Raw genomic sequence first — 16747 nt, 5'->3', positions numbered from 1 at the left:
CGAGCATCGCCGCCAGCGCGAACGCCTCGGACTGCGGCAGGAACTCAGCGGGGTGACGCAGATCCGCGGTCCATTCCGGCAGCATCGCGGCCAGGTGCGCCAGCGCCGCCTGGATCCGCGCGTGCGTGTTCATGCCGGCGCGCGCGGCTGTCGCCATTGCACGCGATGTACCTGCCCATCCTCGGCGAGCGCGATGCGCCGGTCCTGCCGCCGCAGGCCGTCCACGCACAGGCCGCTGGCCTGGACATCCGCCTGCTCGGCGGCGTCCTGCACCAGTTCCGATGGGGTACGTGCTGGCGCCGTGGCGGTCCTGCACTTGGCAGTGCGCCCAGCCGGCCGGCACGGGCGCAACGGCAGGCTGTCGCCCTCGCGCTGCAGGCCCAGCAGCGATTCGACCAGCAACCGGTGCATCCAGCCGGCCAAGGCCGGTGTGCCAGGTCCAGCCGCCGCGTCCCACGTGCCGCGCCACGCGTAGAGATCGGTGGCCAGCGCGTAGGAGGCGACCTTGTAGCGGCCGCTGGCCGCCGCATCCAGCGCGCATCCGCGACCACGGCGACGCGGCCCCTCGCGCCCTCGCCCGCTGAAGCCGCACCGGCGCTGCATTACCATGCGGCTTCCCGCCCGCGAGTCCGCCGCCCATGCCCGACAGCCTCCACGACCTGCAGACCGCCCAGCGCGCCTTTGCCGAGGCGCGCGACTGGGGCCAGTTCCACAGCCCGCGCAACCTGGCCGCTGCGCTGGCGGTCGAGGCCGCGGAACTGCTGGAGCATTTCCAGTGGCTGGACGACGCGCAGAGCCGGCGGCTCGCCGACGACAAGAAGGCCCAGGTCGGCAGCGAGATCGCCGACGTGCTGCTGTATCTGGTACAGCTGTGCGACAAGCTGGGCATCGATCCGATCGACGCGGCGCAGCGCAAGCTGCAGGTCAACGCGGCCAGATATCCGGTGGAGCGCGCCAAGGGCCGCATCACCAAGTACACCGAACTTTGAGCCCGCGACCGCGCCGACCCGCGGCGCCGGCCGGCCGCCAGCGCATCGGTCGCCGGCCTCCACCGTCTCCCCGCCTTCAGTCCTCGGCCTTCCCGCGTGCGCGCTCGACGCCGGTCGCCTGCCTGGCCGTGCCCTTGTCCGCGGCCGCCCGCTGCGCCGCGGTCCTCCTGGCTGCCGGTTTCCCGACCGGCGAGCGCCGCGCGGCCGTCTTCGCCGCACCACCACCGGGGCTGCTGGCCGCATTCCTGGCCGCAGCCTTGCGCACGGCACCGCGCCTGGTCTGCGCGGCCTTTTTCGCCGCGGCCGAGCGGCAGGCCGCGGACCGCTTGCCCGCCGCCTGCCTGGCCTGCCTGGACAAGGCCTGCTTGCCAACGGTGGCGGTGGCGCCCTTGCTGGCGGTCTTCAGCGCCTGCTTGGCACCGCGCGAACGGGTCGGCGACGGCTTGGCGGCCGTCGCGCCCTGCGCTTCTTCCTGCGCCGCCTTGTTCCGGGTGGAGGTGGAGGCGGTCCTGGACGCACCGGTCTTGACCCCGGCGCGGCGCGCCTTGGACAAGCCGATCGCGATCGCCTGCTTGGCCGACTTCACCTGGGTCTTGCCTGCGCGGACGCGTTCGATCTCTTCGCGGACGAATGCGCCGGCCTGCGTGCTGCCGGCCTTGCCCTCGCGCTTGGCGCGCGCGGCGCGCCTGCTACTGGATTGCTCTGGCATGACGTGCTCCTGCAAGCGGCCACGGCGGCCAACGCCACGGGTGCAGCAGCGCGCCGGTAAAGATCGGGCATAGGACGAGCGAAGCCGATGTGGACGCGGCGCCGCGGCACAGGTACGGCGAATACTTCTGGATCGCCCTCTGGATCGGCGCGTGCTGCCCGTACATGGCCACGCTCACCAACAGCAGTGAAGCGAGCGCGTACGGGCGGCGCCCCGGCACCACGCTCGGCACGCCGCGCCAACGCAGGAAACACACGGTGACCAGCGCACCGACCGCCAGGCCGACGATCACCTCGGACACGCTATGTGCCCGGTCGAACGCGCGCGCGGTGGTGATCGCGGTGGCGAGCACGAAGCCGCATGCCAGCGCCAGCCGCGATGCCAGCGGCCTGCCGCTGCCGTCCGTGCCCAGCATGCAGGCCATCGGCCACACGCCCGCGGCGAGCATGGTGTGGCCGCTGATGACCCGGAAATCGATGGCGCGCCATTCCACGCCGCAGCCCGCATAGAGGATCTTGGTCGCACCGACCAGCAACGCGGCCGCGGCCAACAGCCCCAGCCATGTCCACGCGGCCCGCCACCCGGACCCGCCGATCGCCAGCCACAGGCAACAGGTCGCGGCCAACGGCAGGGTCAGCGCCGCGTCGCCGAAGTTACTGATGGCAGACCACATGGACATTCCTCTGGAATGCGCGTTGGCGCGGACGTGGGCCAGATGCATGGCATCGAACGCGAACATGGTACCGGCAACGCCGACCCCCTCCTAAAGACCGCAGCCGGCCGCCTTCGACGCGCCGACGCGCTATGGCCCGCGCCACAGCCTTCCACGCACGCGGGCCTGTTTGCGCTGCGACCGGCGACGCCCGGCTCAGCGTGCCCGGCCGCCGCACACGTGGATGCCCAGTTCGCCGGACAACGGCGTCAACCCGCATGTCAGCGCGCCCAGCACGCTGGTGATGGCGCCCGAGGAGCGCCAATCCATGCCCATCGCCACGCCCAGCGACTGGAACCAGAACGGATGCGCCAGGCGTCGCAGCAGCGCGTCGCGGCCATCGCCGTACACGATGGCCTGGCACATCACGCACCGAGCCGGGTCATGCGCTCGCCCAGCCAGTGCGGCACACGGCCGCCGCGCAAGGACAGATCAGCGCTGCCGGAACGTCGGGTCATGCCTGGGCTCCGGAGGTCACGGCGCACGCGTGCGCCTGCACGAGCCGCTGCAGCCGCGACCGGCAGCCCCGACACGTCCGGCGAGCGCCGAACACCCGTCGGCGCTGAAGCCCCGCCTACAGGATCTGGCGCAGCTTCGCCAGGCTGGACGATCCCTGCGCTTGCGCCGCCCGGCTCAGAACCCCGGACGGTAGCGCAGCGATACCGCGTGGTCGCCGCCGCGCGGGCCGAAGCGCCGGTCGTAGCCGACGCCCAGCGCGCCGGCTCTGCAGTGCCTGTCGATGCCGACGCCGAACAGTCCGCCCGACCGCGCCGGCTGCAGGTCGACCAGCGGCGCCCAGGCATCCACGCCGACGAAGCTGGCCTGCCGGTCCAGCCCCTGCGCGACCAGGGTCTGCTGCCATTCGGCATCGCCGCGCAGGGCCCAGCCGGGCCAGCCGTAACCGGCGCGCAGGCCTGCCAGCGCCTGGCAGCGCGAGGCGGCCGCGGCCGCGGCCATGAGACCGAAACCGTCGCCGCCCCGCTCGCGGAATCCGTCGCTGTCGATGCGGCTGTGGTCGGCGCCCGCATACGGCGTCAGCCACTGGCCAGGAAGCGTCCGTCGTAACGGCTGGAGGCGACGACGATGATATCGCCGAGCAGCAGGCTGCGGTCGAGCTGGCGCTGGTAGCGGCCGGTTCCCAATTGCGCCAGCGGGTAGGCGCTGCCGGCAAGCGCGCCGACATAGGCGTGGCCTTGCACCTGGCGATCCTGGCTGCGGTCCAGGCCGCCGTCGGGCCCGCCGTCGGCGTGGGTCTCGCCGAAGGCGAACCCGGCCACCGCGTGCTCGCCCAGGCGCAGGTCCTGGCCCAGCATCCAGCCGTCGGGCGCGATTGGCAGAAGCCGTTCCGAGGCAGATAATCGCTGCCAATCTTTCGTAAGGGTATGCCATGACCGAGATCGTCATCGCCGCGGCCAAGCGCACCGCCATCGGCGCGTTCCTGGGCCAGTTCAACGGCGTGCCCACGCCCGAACTCGGCGCCGCCGCCATCCGCGCCGCGCTGGAACAGTCCGGCATCGCCGGCGCCGACGTGTCGGAGGTGATCATGGGCTGCGTGCTGCCGGCCAACCTCGGCCAGGCGCCTGCGCGCCAGGCCGCACGCGCCGCCGGCGTGCCGGATGCGACCGGCGCCACCACCATCAACAAGGTCTGCGGTTCGGGCATGAAGGCGATCATGCTCGGCCACGACCTGATCAAGGCCGGCTCGGCCAGCATCGTCGTCGCCGGCGGCATGGAATCGATGAGCAACGCGCCGCACCTGCTCCCGAACTCGCGCACCGGCAACCGCTACGGCAGCTTCCAGGCGGTCGACCACATGGCCTGGGACGGCCTGACCAATCCCGACGATGGCCAAGCCATGGGCGTGTTCGGCGAGGCCACCGCGGAGAAATTCGGCTTCAGCCGCCAGGATCAGGACGCATATGCGATCGAGTCGGTGACCCGTGCACAGGCCGCGCAGCGCAGCGGCGCGTTCGATGCGGAGATCGTCCCGGTGCGCGTGGCCACGCGCAAGGGCCAGGCAGTGTACGCCAGCGACGAGCAACCGGCCAAGTCCGATATCGCCAAGATCCCCACGCTGAAGCCGGCGTTCAAGCAGGACGGCACGGTCACCGCCGCCAGTTCCTCCAGCATCTCCGACGGCGCTGCGGCCACGGTGCTGCTCAGTGCCGAGGACGCGGCCCGCCGCGGCATCGCGCCGCTGGCCCGGATCGTCGGCCATGCGACCTTCTCGCAGGCGCCGGAATGGTTCACCACGGCCCCGGTCGGCGCGATCAAGAAGCTGCTCGACCAGATCGGCTGGCGCCTGGACCAGATCGACCTGTTCGAGATCAACGAGGCGTTCGCGGTGGTGCCGATGGTGCCGATCAAGGAATTGGGCCTGGATCCTGCCAAGGTCAACGTCAACGGCGGCGCCTGCGCGCTCGGCCATCCCATCGGCGCCTCGGGCGCGCGGCTGCTGGTGACATTGCTAAACGCGTTGCGCACACGCGGCGGCGGACGCGGAATCGCGACCCTGTGCATCGGCGGCGGCGAGGCGACGGCGATCGCCATCGAGCTGATTTGATTGCGATTCACCCATGGAACACGAAAATGAATGCGCGTGCGCTTGACAGCCGACGTTGGCTCGTCATCATGGTCGGGGCGCGCAATAGCGCGTTGCCTAACTAAACGACGAGGATAGACACATCATGAGCATCAACAAGCTGCTGATCGCAATGGCCCTGGGCCTGGCCCTGGCCGCGTGCTCGAAGCAGGAGCAGGCGCAGGACGCCGCTGCTTCCGCTAACGAAGCTGCCACCGACGCGCAGGCTGCTGCCGACCAGGCTTCGGCCGCCGGTGCCGGCAACGCCGATTCCGCCCAGGCTGCTGCCGACACCGCCGCGACCGCCGCCAACACCGCTGCCGACGCTTCGCAGGCCGCTGCCGCTGCCCCGACCGACGCCGCTGCCGACAAGGCTGCCGACACCGCCAAGGCTGCGGAGAACACCGCCGCTCAGGCCAAGGATGCCGCCGAAGAAGCCAAGAAGTAATCACTTCTCGCTTCAGGCCCGTCTGAAGAAGCCGCTGGTTCGCCAGCGGCTTTTTCTTCGCCTGCGATCCGCAGGCGCACGCGAGCGCAGCATGCCCGGCCGTTGCGCCAGTGGCGGCGGCAGAGGCTGGCAGACCAGCGGCATGCCGAGCGGTGCCATTGCGCATCCTCGCCAACGCGCATGCAAACCGGTGGCGGCGCCGCGCCGGGACGCATGCCGCCATCACCCCCTCCGGCCCTGCTCCGCTGTGCGGCGGCGCGCACGGCACCTGGGGAGCAGCGGCGGCAGCCGGCTTGGCAAGGCGTTGGTGTTCCTGAACGCCGGCCCGCATCGGCCGCGTGCGTTGACACCGATTGCATGTGTGGCCGCCTAGGCTGCGCCATGACACCATCGTCGACGGAGAATCCGCATGAACAAGACTCAGCTCGTGGCCCTGCTGAGCGCTCTGGCGCTGGCGGCTTGCCAGGGTCCGGAAGCACAGCAGGCGCAGCGCGATGCCAAGATCGCCGCCGAGCAGACCGGCGAAGCGGCCAGGGAAGCCGCGGCCCGGGCCGCGCAGACCGGCCGCGAAATCGCCGCAGACGCCCGCGACGCCGCGCACCGTGCCGCCAACTCCGATGCCGTGCGGGATGCCTCGGCTGCGGCCAAGGAAGCGGCTGCCGACGCCAGCGAGGCCACCGCCAGCGCGGCGCAGAAGCTCGCCGACAAGGCCCGCGAGAACGCCGACCAGGATCCGCACAATGGCGACATAGAGAAGCGCTGAGCGCAACCGGGCGTCCGTGCCGCACGGCGCGGGCGCATTCCTGGGCCGGTCCGCCGACGACGCGCCCCATCGGCAGAACGTAATCGTCGTCACCAATGCCGGCATTCGCCGCCAGGCAGGCGCATCGCAGCCGCTACACTGAGTCGATGCCCAATTCCGCAAGCCTGCGCCGCAAGACGCGCCTTTGCCTGGTCTTTTCCGCGCTGGTCTTCGTCCTGATCGGCATCGCCGTGTTCGCCGTGGCCCAGCGCTCGATCGCGGACGCGGCGCTGGTGTCGCATACCCACCATGTGATCAACCGCATCGACGAAATCCAGGCCAGCGTGTTGGTCGCGGAATCTTCCGCGCGCGGCTATGAACTCAGCGGCAACCTCGCCTACCTGAGCAATTACCGCGATGGCGTCGAGCGCCTGCCGGGGCAGTTCGAGCGTCTGCGGGCGCTGGTCTCCGACAATCCGGTGCAGTTGGGCAATCTCGCCAGCCTGCAGAAGCTGGTCGACGCGCGCCTGACGCAGTTGCACCGACTGCTCGAGATCTACCAACGCGACGGCCTGGAGCAGCTGCGCAAAGCGATGTCGCCGGCGGTGTTCCAGAGTTCCAGTTCGGTGCGCGAGCATGTGCAGCAGATGATCGACGTGGAGAAGGGTCTGCTGGTGAGCCGCGACCTGTCCAACCGCCGCAGCGCCGATCTGCTGCGCTTGCTGGCGCTGGCCGGCATCCCGTTCGGACTGGGCAGCGTCGGCGTGGTCTACGCGCTGTTGTTCCGCGAGTTGCACAATCGAGAGGTGGCCGAACAGGCCGCGTCGGTGGCCAACGAGCGGCTCGGCGTCAGCATCGTCGAACTGGAGCGCAGCACCGCCGACCTCAACGCGCTCACCCGCTACGCCGGCCTGCTGCAGAGTTGCAAGGATCCGGAGGAGGCGCTGGCGGTGACCGCGCGCATGCTCGCAGCGCTGATGCCCGTCGCCGGCGGCCACGTCTACCTGCTGCGCGCGTCCAGGGACCGCGCCGAAGCGATCGTGAGCTGGGGCCAGGCCGCGGTGCGCAGCGAAGCGACGGTGGCGCCCGGGGACTGCTGGGCGCTGCGGCGCGACAAGACGCATTCGGTTCACGACCTGCGCCGCGATCCGGCCTGCCCGCATATCGTCGTCGACCCGCACACGGCCGCCGCCGCCGCGTGCATCCCGCTGTCGGCGCAGGGCACCCAGTTGGGCTTCGTGTTCCTGACCGGTCCCGGACCCGGGCCGTTGCCGCGCATCGCCATCGCCGAAGCCGCGGCCGAGCAGCTGTCGCTGGCGCTGAGCAACCTGCGCCTGCGTGAATCGCTGCGCCTGCAATCGATCCGCGATCCGCTCACCGGGCTGTACAACCGGCGCTATCTCGAAGAATCGCTCAACCACGAACTGGCGCGCTGCGCACGGCGCTCGATGCCGCTGTCGCTGCTGATGCTGGACGTGGACCATTTCAAGCGGTTCAATGATCTGCACGGCCACAGCGGCGGCGACAACCTGCTCGCCGCGGTCGGGCAGATGCTGGCGTCGCGGCTGCGCGGCGAGGACATCGCCTGCCGCTACGGTGGCGAGGAGTTCACCGTGATCCTGCCGGAGACCGCTCCGGAGATGGCGCTGGAGATCGCCGAACAGTTGCGCGGCGCCGCGCAGCAGATGAGCGCCACGCTGGACGGCAAGGCGCTGCCCGGGGCGACGGTCTCGATCGGGCTGGCCAGCTACTCGCGCGACGGAGTGGTCGCCACCACCCTGCTGCGCAAGGCCGATGCGGCGCTGTACCGGGCCAAGCGCAGCGGCCGCAACCGGGTGCAGCAGTTCGACCCGGCGCTGGACGGTATGGGCTGAATCGGTGCGCATCCCACGCGCCAGGCCAAATTAGAGACTAATATCACAAAATATATGCAGTAGAGCGGCGATAGTCCGCATTCCCCCGACTGGAGAGGTCCGCGCATGTCCATCTGGAAAGATCAGGGTACCCCGCGCAAGGACGGCCTGCCGCCGTCCGCCGCGCCCGCCGGCACAGCCGTGCCCGAACCGCGCCCGGCCGCCGATGCCGTGGCCGGCGGGCCCGTCGCCGCGGCCGCTCCTCCCGCCCCCGTGCGCGCCGTGCCGGCGGCGGCGAAAGAGTCGCTGATCGCCGCCGACATCACCATCGAGGGCAAGATCGAAGGTGCCGGCCACATCCGCATCGCCGGCAAGTTCAAGGGCGACGTCAATGTACAGGGCGACCTGACCATCGAGACCGGGGCCAAGCTCAGCGGCGGCGTGCGCGCCGACAAGGTGATCATCGCCGGCGAGCTGGAAGGCAACATCGAATCGGCGTCGCGGGTGGAGCTGCTGGCGTCCGGCGTGCTGATCGGCGACGTCAAGGCCGGTACGCTGACCGTGGCCGCGGGCGCGCGGATGCGCGGCCAGGCCGACTTCGGCTGGGACGACGACAAGGCCCGCAAGGGCGGCAAGCCGGCGGAGCCAGACGCCGGCGCATGAGCACGCCGCGTCCCGGTACACCGGGGGCGACCCGGACCTGTCCGCACTGCAAGGCGACGATCCTGGAAAGCGCCAGCGTCTGCCCGGCCTGCAAGCACCATCTGCGCTTCGACTCGGCGGCGCTGCAGCAATCGGCGCCGAACGCGATGGTGCCGCTGCGCGTGCACGGCACCATCCAGCCTCCCGCCGACGGCACCGCATGGGAGTACAGCGTGCTGGTGACGATCCGCAACGGCCGTGGCGAGGAGATCAAGCGGCAACTGGTCGGCGTCGGCGCAATGCTGGACGGCGAGGAGCGCAGCTTTACCCTGTCGGTGGAGGCGACCCAGGCCAAGGCCGGCGGCAGGCGCGGCACGCGGCATTGAGGCGCGGACTCGGGACTCGAACAGCCTAGCCCTCTCCCACCGGGAGAGGGGTTGGGGTGAGGGTACGGCGCGCAGCCATGCCGCACGCTTACGGCAATGCACGCGCCAGCAGTTCCTCGACCGGCACATCCGCCTCCAGCGTACCGAACGCCAGCCCGTGCGCACCGGCCAGGCGGCTGCGCACGAATGCGGCCGCGGCCGGGCTGGCGCTGCGCAGCAGCAACGCGGCCTGCAGCGCCAGCGCGAGGCGCTCGGCGAGGCGCCGCGCGGCGTACTCGTCCAGGCCGCCGTCGCCGGCCAGCGGCACGCGCAGCGCATCCAGCGCGGCATCGTAGTCCGCGCTCGCGCCGGCCGCGGTTTCCAATTCGCCCAGCAGCGCCGCCGCGCTGCCCGGCTCGCGCGCCAGCGCACGCAGCACGTCCAGGCACTGGATGTTGCCGCTGCCTTCCCAGATCGAATTCAACGGCGCCTGCCGGTACAGCCGCGGCAGGATCGATTCCTCGACATAGCCGGCACCGCCGAGGCATTCCTGCGCTTCGTTGACGAAGGCCGGCGCGCGCTTGCACAGCCAATACTTGCCCAGCGCGGTAGCGATGCGCGCGAACGCGGCTTGGACCGGATCGCGCTCGGCCGCATCCATCGCGCGCGCCACACGCAAGGCGAACGCGGTGGCGGCCTCGGACTCGATCGCCAAGTCGGCGAGCACGTTGCGCATCAACGGCTGCTCCACCAGGCGCTTGCCGAACACGAGGCGGTGCCGCGCATGATGCAGCGCCTGCGCCAGCGCCATGCGCATCTGCGCGGCGGCGGCGAGCATGCAGTCCAGCCGGGTCAGCATCACCATGCCGATGATGCGCGCCATGCCGCGCCCCTCTTCGCCGATGCGTTGCGCCCAGGCACCGGCGAATTCCACCTCACCGGACGCGTTCGACCAGTCGCCGAGCTTGTCCTTCAGCCGCATCAGGCGCAGTGCGTTGAGTTGGCCGTCGGGCAGGCGCCGCGGCAGCAGGAAGCAGCTCAGTCCGCCCGGCGCCTGCGCCAGCACCAGGAAGCCGTCGGACATCGGCGCGGAGAAGAACCACTTGTGCCCCACCAACGCGTATGCACCATCGCGGCCCAGCGGCGTGGCGACGGTGGCATTGCTGCGCACGTCCGAGCCGCCCTGCTTCTCGGTCATGCCCATGCCCAGGGTAATGCCGGCCTTGTCGACGATCGGCACGTCGCGCGGGTCGTAGTGCGGCGCGGCGGCCTTGTCCGCCCAGTCGCGCAGCGCCGCTTCCTGGCGCAACACCGCGACCGCGGCGTGGGTCATGGTCAGCGGACAGCTGGTACCGGCCTCGGCCTGGTGGTGCAGATAACTCAACGCCGCTCGGGCCACATGCGCGCCCGGCTGCGGCGTGTGCCAGGACAGGCCGGCCACGCCGTGGCGCTTGGCCGCCGCCAGCAACTGGTGGTAAGCCGGATGGAATTCGACCGTATCGATGCGGTGCCCATAGCGGTCGTGCGTGCGCAACCGCGGCCGGTCGCGGTTGGCGTCGAAGCCGAGCCGGTACAGCGTGTCGCCGGCGAGCGCGCCGTATTGCGCCAGTCGCGCGGCGAACGCGTCACCGCCCTCGCGCGCGACCGCCGCGCGCAGCACCGCATCGTCGGCCCACAGGTCGCGCGGCTCGAACGGCGGCGGCTGGTTGTCGACCACATGCGTGGCGAATGCGGGCAGGTCCCGTTGCATGCATCTGCCTCCCAGAAGCGCGTGCCGCATTGTGGCCGATCCGCGTGCGTCCCGGCGGATTCTCATCTCCTGCACACCGCCTTGGACACAGTGGCGGCCATGCCGACACCCGCTTCCCAGGACTTGGTCGTGCTGCGCCCCGAAGGGCTGTACTGCCCGGCCGGCGACTTCCATATCGATCCCTGGCGCCCGGTGCCGCGCGCGGTCATCACCCATGGCCACGGCGACCACGCCCGCGTCGGCATGGGCGAATACCACTGCGCCGCGGCGAGCCTGCCGATCCTGCGCTGGCGGCTTGGCGAACAGGCGTATCGCGCCTACGACTACGGCGAACGCTTCGCGCTCGGCGCCGCGCAGGTGTCGCTGCATCCGGCCGGGCACGTGCTCGGCTCGGCGCAGGTGCGCATCGCCGTGGACGGCGAAGTGTGGGTGGCCTCGGGCGACTACAAGCGCCAGCCCGACCCGACCTGCGCCGCGTTCGAAGTGGTGCGCTGCGATACCTTCATCAGCGAGGCCACCTTCGGCCTGCCGGTGTACCGTTGGCCGGACACCGCCGCGGTGGCGCGCGAGATCGTCGCCTGGCGCCACGAATGCGCCGCGCGCGGCGAAGCCGCGGTGCTGTTCTGCTATGCGCTGGGCAAGGCGCAGCGGGTGCTGGCCGAATTGCAGCCTTGGGACGACCAGCCGGCGTTGCTGCATGGCGCGGTCGCCGCCGGGGTGGCGGTGTACCGCGAGGCCGGGGTAGCGATGCTGGAGACGCGGCCGGTGGCGGAACTGGACAAGCGCGCCGACTACGCCGGGCAACTGGTACTGGCGCCGCCGTCGGCCGCCGGCAGTCCGTGGCTGCGCCGCTTCCGCCACGCGCAACTCGGCTTCGCCTCGGGCTGGATGCGGCTGCGCGGCAACCGCCGCCGGCGCAACTACGACCGCGGCTTCGTGGTCTCCGACCATGCCGACTGGCCGGACCTGCTGCGCACCATCGCCGAGACTGGCGCGCAGCGGGTCATCGCCACCCACGGCAACACCGACGCGATCATCCACGCGCTGAACGAACGCGGCGTGGCCGCCGAAGCGTTCCGCACCGACTACGGTGCCGAGGAATGAAGCGCTTCGCCGCGCTGTACCGGCAGCTGGACCAGAGCACCGCGACGCTGGACAAGCGCGCCGCGCTGGTCGCGTATTTCGAGCAGGCGTCGCCGGCCGACGCAGCCTGGGCGATCTGGCTGCTGTGCGGCGGCAAGCTGCGGCGCATCGCCAACACCCGCGAACTGCGCGAGTGGATCGCGCAGGAAAGCGGCCTGCCCGGCTGGCTGGTGGACGACAGCTACGACCACGTCGGCGACCTCGCCGAGACCCTGACCCTGTTGCTCGACGACCCGGCCGCGGCCTCCGACCCGGCGCCGCTGCGCGACTGGATCGAGGACCGCCTGCTGCCGGTCGCCGCGCAGGACGAGGCCGCGCGCCACGCGGCGGTGCTGGCCGGCTGGCGCAGCCTGGCCTTCGACGAGCGCCTGCTGTTCAACAAGCTGCTGACCGGCGCGCTGCGCGTGGGCGTGTCACAGCGGCTGGTGCAACAGGCGCTGGCGGCGATGTCGGGCATCGACATCGCGCGCATCGCCCAGCGCATGCTCGGCGCGTGGTCGCCGACCCCGGCCGCACTGCACGACCTGCTGTCGCAGGAGATCCTGGCCAGCGACCGCCAGCAGCCCTACCCGTTCTTCCTGGCCTCGCCGCTGGAGAACGAAGCCGCCACGCTGGGCGCGATCGGCGATTGGCAGCTGGAATGGAAATGGGACGGCATCCGCCTGCAACTGATCCGCCGCGCCGGCGAAGTGGCGCTGTGGTCGCGCGGCGAGGAACGCCTGGACGGCCGCTTCCCGGAGATCGAGGCGGCCGCGGCCGCGCTGCCGCGCGATGCGGTGATCGACGGCGAACTGCTGGGCTGGCGCGACGGCGCTGCCGCGCCGCTGCCGTTCACCGCACTGCAGACCCGCATCCAGCGGCGCAAGCCCGGTGCCAAGACGCTCGCCGACACGCCGGCGCGCATGCTCGCCTACGACCTGCTGGAACTGGACGGCGCAGACCTGCGCGAACAGCCGCTGGCGCAGCGCCGCGCGCGGTTGCAGCGCTTGCTGGAGGCGCATGCCGATCCGCGCCTGGTGCTGTCGCCGCAGGTGCAGGCCGCGAACTGGGAAGCCGCCGCGGCGCTGCGCGAGGACGCGCGCGCGCGTGGCGTGGAAGGGCTGATGCTCAAGCGCGTCACCTCGCCATACCAGTCCGGGCGCCGCCGTGGCGACTGGTGGAAGTGGAAGATCGAACCGCTGACCATCGACGCGGTGCTGCTGTACGCGCAGGCCGGCCACGGCCGCCGCAGCACGCTGTACACCGACTACACCTTCGGCCTGTGGGACGGCGCGCAACTGGTGCCGGTGGCCAAGGCGTATTCGGGCCTGGACGACGGCGAGATCCTGGCGCTGGACCGCTGGATCCGTGCGCACACCACCGAACGCTTCGGCCCGGTGCGCGCGGTGACGCCATACCATGTGTTCGAACTCGGCTTCGAGGCGGTGAACAAGAGCAGCCGGCACAAGTCCGGCATCGCGGTGCGCTTCCCGCGCATCCTGCGCTGGCGCCACGACAAGCCGTTCGCCGAGGCCGACCGGCTGGACATGTTGCAGGCGCTGGCGCGATGACCGCGCCGCAGGCGCGCAGGCGCCCGGCCGATGCGACGCTGTACGCGTGGTTCACCGCGCAGGGCTGGCAGCCGCTGCCGTTCCAGCGCGCGCTGTGGCGGCGCTACCTGGACGGTGGCTCCGGGCTGCTGCACACACCCACCGGCAGTGGCAAGACCCTGGCCGCGTTCGGCGGCCCGCTGCTGGAAGGCCTGCGCGAACAGGCCGCGCTGCAGGCGGCCGCGCGCAAGGCGCAACGCCGCGGCAAGGCCGCGCCCGGCGCGAGCACGGCCATGCCCGCGCCACGCTCGCGCCGACAGGCGCAGCGCGCACTCAAGGTGCTGTGGATCACCCCGCTGCGCGCGCTCGCCGCCGACACCCTGCGCGCGCTGCGCGAACCGGCGCAGGCGCTGGATCTGGACTGGCAGATCGGCCTGCGCACCGGCGACGCCAGCGCGCGCGACAAGCGCCTGGCGCGCAGCGGCAGGCTCGACGTGCTGGTGACCACGCCCGAATCGCTGGCGCTGCTGCTGTCCTATCCGGACACCGCGCCGCAGTTGGCCGCGCTGCGCTGCGTGATCGTCGACGAATGGCACGAACTGCTCGGCAACAAGCGCGGCGTGCTGCTGCAGTTGTGCCTGGCGCGGCTGCGCGCCTGGGCGCCGGCGCTGCGCACGTGGGGGCTGTCGGCCACGCTCGGCAACCTGGACGAGGCGCGCGACGTGCTGCTGCCGCAGGTGGCCGATGCGCCGATCGTGGCCGGGGTCAGGCCGCGCACGCTGACCCTGGAGACACTGGCCCCCGCCAGCGGCGAGCGTTTCCCGTGGGCCGGGCACCTCGGCCTGGCGCAGTTGCCGCGGGTGCTGGAAAAACTGTTCGCGGTGCGCACCAGCCTGCTGTTCACCAATACCCGCGCGCAGGCCGAACTGTGGCACCAGGCGCTGGACTCGGTGTGGCCGGAGGACGCGCGGAGCCTGGCCCTGCACCACGGCTCGCTGGATCCGGCGCTGCGCCGCGCCGCCGAGCAAGGCCTGCGCGACGGCAGCCTGCGCTGCGTGGTGGCGACCTCGAGCCTGGACCTGGGCGTGGATTTTCCCGCGGTCGACCAAGTGCTGCAGATCGGCAGCCCCAAGGGCGTGGCGCGGCTGCTGCAGCGCGCCGGCCGCGCCAGGCACCGTCCCGGCGAGGCCGGCCATGTGCTGTGCGTGCCCTCGCACGCGCTGGAACTGGTCGAGTACGCCGCCGCGCGCCGCGCCATCGCCCATGGCCACATCGAATCGCGCCCATCTCCGCGGCTGTCGCTGGACGTGCTGGCGCAGCACTGCGTGAGTTGCGCGCTGGGCGGCGGCTTCCGTGCCGATGCGCTGCTCGCCGAGGTGCGCGGCACCGCGGCGTTCGCCGCGCTCGACGCGCCGACCTGGGCCGCGGTGCTGGACTTCGTCGTGCAGGGTGGGCGCGCGCTGGTGCAATACCCGGACTATCGCAAGGTGGTGCTCGACGACGACGGCACGTACCGCGTGCACGACCGCCGCATCGCGCTGCGCCACCGGCTGTCGATCGGCACCATCACCAGCGACGGCAGCGTCGCGGTGCGCTTCCTGCGCGGCGGCCGGCTCGGTGCGGTGGAAGAGCAGTTCGTCGGTCGCCTGCGCCGCGGCGACCGCTTCCAGTTCGCCGGTCGCCTACTGGAGCTGGTGCGGCTGGAAGACATGACCGCCTACGTGCGCCTGGCCAAGGGCGGCGACGGCAGCGTGCCGAAATGGATGGGCGGGCGCATGCCCTTGTCCTCGGCCCTGGCCCGTGAAGTGGAAGCGGTGTTCGCCGAGCCGCGCGGCGAGGAGGAACTGCGCGCGCTGGCGCCGCTGCTCGGCCTGCAGCGCACCCTGTCGGCGCTGCCGTCGCCGCAGCGGCTGCTGGTGGAAAGCGTGCGCGCCCGCGATGGCCGCCACGTGTTCGTATACCCGTTCGCCGGGCGCCAGGTGCACGAAGGCCTGGCCGCGCTGCTGGCGCTGCGCTGGGGCCGGCGCCAGCGCAATACCTTCAGCTTCGCCGCCAACGACTACGGCCTGGTGCTGTCGCCGGCGCAGGACGTGGTCGCCGACGAAACCCTGCTGCGCGAACTGCTCAGCCCCGAGCGGCTGTTCGAGGACCTGCGCGAAAGCCTCAACCTGGGCGAACTGGCGCGGCGTCAGTTCCGCGAGATCGCGCGCGTGTCCGGCCTGCTGCCGCCGAGCCTGCCCGGCGGCACGCCGCGCAGCCTGCGCCAGCTGCAAGCCTCCAGCGGCCTGCTGTACGACGTGCTGAGCCGCTTCGATCCCGGGCACCTGCTGCTGGCGCAGGCCGAGCGCGAAGTGCTGCAGGGCGAAATGGAACTGACCCGGCTCGCCGCCACGCTGCACGACTGCGCCGGGCGCGACCTGGCCCTGCACGCGCCGCGCAGCCTCACCCCGCTGTCGTTCCCGCTGTGGGCCGAGAGCCTGCGCGGCCAGCTCAGCACCGAGGACTGGAAGGCGCGGGTGATGCGCGCCGCCGCGCAGCTGGAACAGCGCCATGCGCGCTGAGCTGGCCTGGACCCTGGCCGGCGAGCCGATGGCGCTGCTCGGCGCGCGCGCGCTGTACTGGCCGGCGCGCCGGCGGCTGCTGATCGCCGACCTGCACCTGGGCAAGGCCGACGTGTTCCGCCGCGCCGGCATCGGCCTGCCCAGCGGCGGCACCGCGCTGGACCTGCAACGCCTCGCCGCGCTGCTGCAGGCGCAGGCGGCACGGGAACTGTGGATCCTCGGCGACGTGCTGCACGGCGCCGCACCTGCGGCCGCCTGGCAGCGCGACTGGCGCGCCTGGCGCGAAGCGCATCCGCAACTGCGCGTGGCCGCGATCGCCGGCAATCATGACCGCACGCTGGCCACTGCCGGATTGGACATCGCCTTGCTCGGCGAGCAGGTGGAAGACGCCCCGTTCGCGCTGCGCCACGATCCGGCGCCGCACGCGCACCTGCACGTGCTGTGCGGACACCTGCATCCGCTGGCGAAGCTGCCCGGCATGCGCCAGCGCTGGCCGGCGTTCTGGCTGCGCGACGGGATGACGGTGCTGCCGGCGTTTTCGCACTTCACCGCCGGCGTGGCGCCGGTCCTGAATGCGGGCGAACGCCTGGTCGCCTGCGTCGAGGGCGCGACGCTGGCGTTGCCGGCGGCAATGAAATAACGCGCCGCTTCTGGATACACCGATCGCCCGGGAGGGGCTTCAGCCCCGACGCGTCATCGGTAACGCGTCGGGGCTGAAGCCCC

16 protein-coding genes and 2 pseudogenes are annotated in these 16747 nt (G+C 71.8%); 11 read left to right on the top strand and 7 right to left on the bottom strand.

Annotated elements, in window-relative coordinates; all coding sequences use genetic code 11:
* Window positions 1–129: 129 nt before the first annotated feature.
* The gene (locus G4Q83_RS00720; protein ID WP_246432219.1) at window positions 130–603 is read right to left on the bottom strand and encodes a hypothetical protein; all 474 of its coding nucleotides are present in this window, start codon (window positions 601–603) and stop codon (window positions 130–132) included.
* 35 nt (window positions 604–638) lie between these two features.
* Here G4Q83_RS00720 and G4Q83_RS00715 point away from each other — a divergent pair, with 35 nt between their 5' ends.
* Window positions 639–989 carry a nucleotide pyrophosphohydrolase gene (locus G4Q83_RS00715; protein WP_128419527.1) on the top strand — a complete coding sequence of 117 codons (351 nt, stop codon included), beginning with the start codon at window positions 639–641 and terminating at the stop codon, window positions 987–989.
* Between the two features lie 202 nt (window positions 990–1191).
* Here the strand turns inward: G4Q83_RS00715 and G4Q83_RS00710 are convergent.
* From G4Q83_RS00710 to G4Q83_RS23980, 5 genes and pseudogenes are all read right to left on the bottom strand, one after another.
* A pseudogene (locus G4Q83_RS00710) lies at window positions 1192–1698 on the bottom strand (DUF6496 domain-containing protein); the annotation flags it as partial.
* Window positions 1679–2437: a phosphatase PAP2 family protein gene (locus tag G4Q83_RS00705; RefSeq protein ID WP_246432218.1), complete on the bottom strand. Its 759-nt coding sequence runs from the start codon at window positions 2435–2437 to the stop codon at window positions 1679–1681. The gene G4Q83_RS00705 and the pseudogene G4Q83_RS00710, both read right to left, overlap by 20 nt.
* Window positions 2438–2569: 132 nt before the next feature.
* Window positions 2570–2868: pseudogene (locus tag G4Q83_RS00700) on the bottom strand (DUF763 domain-containing protein); the annotation flags it as partial.
* A 175-nt stretch (window positions 2869–3043) separates the two neighbouring features.
* Complete coding sequence (locus tag G4Q83_RS23985) at window positions 3044–3415, bottom strand: autotransporter domain-containing protein (RefSeq protein ID WP_281402002.1); 372 nt, start codon at window positions 3413–3415, stop codon at window positions 3044–3046.
* Between the two features lie 29 nt (window positions 3416–3444).
* Window positions 3445–3723, bottom strand: a complete 279-nt coding sequence (locus tag G4Q83_RS23980; RefSeq protein ID WP_281401987.1) for an autotransporter domain-containing protein — start codon at window positions 3721–3723, stop codon at window positions 3445–3447.
* 74 nt (window positions 3724–3797) lie between these two features.
* Here G4Q83_RS23980 and G4Q83_RS00690 point away from each other — a divergent pair, with 74 nt between their 5' ends.
* From G4Q83_RS00690 to G4Q83_RS00665, 6 genes are all read left to right on the top strand, one after another.
* Window positions 3798–4973, top strand: coding sequence for a thiolase family protein (locus tag G4Q83_RS00690; RefSeq protein WP_128419526.1), 1176 nt, complete (start codon window positions 3798–3800; stop codon window positions 4971–4973).
* A gap of 124 nt (window positions 4974–5097) precedes the next feature.
* A complete protein-coding gene (locus G4Q83_RS00685; RefSeq protein WP_128419525.1) occupies window positions 5098–5439 on the top strand; it encodes a hypothetical protein in 342 nt (113 codons plus the stop codon).
* 409 nt (window positions 5440–5848) lie between these two features.
* Entirely contained in the window at window positions 5849–6202 is a 354-nt protein-coding gene (locus tag G4Q83_RS00680) for a hypothetical protein (protein WP_128419524.1), read from the top strand.
* A gap of 146 nt (window positions 6203–6348) precedes the next feature.
* Complete coding sequence (locus G4Q83_RS00675) at window positions 6349–8055, top strand: diguanylate cyclase (RefSeq protein WP_128419523.1); 1707 nt, start codon at window positions 6349–6351, stop codon at window positions 8053–8055.
* Between the two features lie 105 nt (window positions 8056–8160).
* Window positions 8161–8697 carry a bactofilin family protein gene (locus G4Q83_RS00670; protein WP_128419522.1) on the top strand — a complete coding sequence of 179 codons (537 nt, stop codon included), beginning with the start codon at window positions 8161–8163 and terminating at the stop codon, window positions 8695–8697.
* Window positions 8694–9062, top strand: coding sequence for a hypothetical protein (locus G4Q83_RS00665; RefSeq protein ID WP_128419521.1), 369 nt, complete (start codon window positions 8694–8696; stop codon window positions 9060–9062). Before G4Q83_RS00670 ends, G4Q83_RS00665 begins: the two co-directional genes overlap by 4 nt.
* 88 nt (window positions 9063–9150) lie before the next feature.
* Here G4Q83_RS00665 and G4Q83_RS00660 read toward each other — a convergent pair whose 3' ends face one another.
* On the bottom strand, window positions 9151–10791 hold the full coding sequence (locus tag G4Q83_RS00660; RefSeq protein ID WP_128419520.1) for an acyl-CoA dehydrogenase family protein: 1641 nt from the start codon (window positions 10789–10791) through the stop codon (window positions 9151–9153).
* Window positions 10792–10890: 99 nt separating this feature from the next.
* On the opposite strand from G4Q83_RS00660, the gene G4Q83_RS00655 reads away from it, so the two are divergent.
* Genes G4Q83_RS00655 through pdeM form a run of 4 tightly spaced genes read left to right on the top strand, consistent with a single transcriptional unit; the run spans window position 10891 to window position 16664 of the window.
* On the top strand, window positions 10891–11895 hold the full coding sequence (locus tag G4Q83_RS00655) for a ligase-associated DNA damage response exonuclease (protein WP_128419519.1): 1005 nt from the start codon (window positions 10891–10893) through the stop codon (window positions 11893–11895).
* On the top strand, window positions 11892–13484 hold the full coding sequence (locus tag G4Q83_RS00650) for an ATP-dependent DNA ligase (protein ID WP_128419518.1): 1593 nt from the start codon (window positions 11892–11894) through the stop codon (window positions 13482–13484). Before G4Q83_RS00655 ends, G4Q83_RS00650 begins: the two co-directional genes overlap by 4 nt.
* Window positions 13481–16024, top strand: coding sequence for a ligase-associated DNA damage response DEXH box helicase (locus G4Q83_RS00645; protein ID WP_128419517.1), 2544 nt, complete (start codon window positions 13481–13483; stop codon window positions 16022–16024). Before G4Q83_RS00650 ends, G4Q83_RS00645 begins: the two co-directional genes overlap by 4 nt.
* A complete protein-coding gene (pdeM, locus tag G4Q83_RS00640; RefSeq protein ID WP_128419516.1) occupies window positions 16014–16664 on the top strand; it encodes a ligase-associated DNA damage response endonuclease PdeM in 651 nt (216 codons plus the stop codon). Before G4Q83_RS00645 ends, pdeM begins: the two co-directional genes overlap by 11 nt.
* Window positions 16665–16747 lie beyond the last annotated feature (83 nt).

The organism is Xanthomonas theicola (genome assembly GCF_014236795.1).
In the GTDB taxonomy this organism is placed as follows: domain Bacteria; phylum Pseudomonadota; class Gammaproteobacteria; order Xanthomonadales; family Xanthomonadaceae; genus Xanthomonas_A; species Xanthomonas_A theicola.
Note: the sequence above shows the minus strand (reverse complement) of the source record. Positions and strands in the feature narration are given on the sequence as shown.

What these genes read in the sequence shown, in the direction of transcription:
- G4Q83_RS00720 (WP_246432219.1), bottom strand. Translation starts at nt 603, where the DNA reads ATGCAGCGCCGGTGCGGCTTCAGCGGGCGAGGGCGCGAGGGGCCGCGT.
- G4Q83_RS00715 (WP_128419527.1), top strand. Translation starts at nt 639, where the DNA reads ATGCCCGACAGCCTCCACGACCTGCAGACCGCCCAGCGCGCCTTTGCC.
- G4Q83_RS00705 (WP_246432218.1), bottom strand. Translation starts at nt 2,437, where the DNA reads ATGTTCGCGTTCGATGCCATGCATCTGGCCCACGTCCGCGCCAACGCG.
- G4Q83_RS23980 (WP_281401987.1), bottom strand. Translation starts at nt 3,723, where the DNA reads ATGCTGGGCCAGGACCTGCGCCTGGGCGAGCACGCGGTGGCCGGGTTC.
- G4Q83_RS00690 (WP_128419526.1), top strand. Translation starts at nt 3,798, where the DNA reads ATGACCGAGATCGTCATCGCCGCGGCCAAGCGCACCGCCATCGGCGCG.
- G4Q83_RS00685 (WP_128419525.1), top strand. Translation starts at nt 5,098, where the DNA reads ATGAGCATCAACAAGCTGCTGATCGCAATGGCCCTGGGCCTGGCCCTG.
- G4Q83_RS00680 (WP_128419524.1), top strand. Translation starts at nt 5,849, where the DNA reads ATGAACAAGACTCAGCTCGTGGCCCTGCTGAGCGCTCTGGCGCTGGCG.
- G4Q83_RS00675 (WP_128419523.1), top strand. Translation starts at nt 6,349, where the DNA reads ATGCCCAATTCCGCAAGCCTGCGCCGCAAGACGCGCCTTTGCCTGGTC.
- G4Q83_RS00670 (WP_128419522.1), top strand. Translation starts at nt 8,161, where the DNA reads ATGTCCATCTGGAAAGATCAGGGTACCCCGCGCAAGGACGGCCTGCCG.
- G4Q83_RS00665 (WP_128419521.1), top strand. Translation starts at nt 8,694, where the DNA reads ATGAGCACGCCGCGTCCCGGTACACCGGGGGCGACCCGGACCTGTCCG.
- G4Q83_RS00660 (WP_128419520.1), bottom strand. Translation starts at nt 10,791, where the DNA reads ATGCAACGGGACCTGCCCGCATTCGCCACGCATGTGGTCGACAACCAG.
- G4Q83_RS00655 (WP_128419519.1), top strand. Translation starts at nt 10,891, where the DNA reads ATGCCGACACCCGCTTCCCAGGACTTGGTCGTGCTGCGCCCCGAAGGG.
- G4Q83_RS00650 (WP_128419518.1), top strand. Translation starts at nt 11,892, where the DNA reads ATGAAGCGCTTCGCCGCGCTGTACCGGCAGCTGGACCAGAGCACCGCG.
- G4Q83_RS00645 (WP_128419517.1), top strand. Translation starts at nt 13,481, where the DNA reads ATGACCGCGCCGCAGGCGCGCAGGCGCCCGGCCGATGCGACGCTGTAC.
- pdeM (WP_128419516.1), top strand. Translation starts at nt 16,014, where the DNA reads ATGCGCGCTGAGCTGGCCTGGACCCTGGCCGGCGAGCCGATGGCGCTG.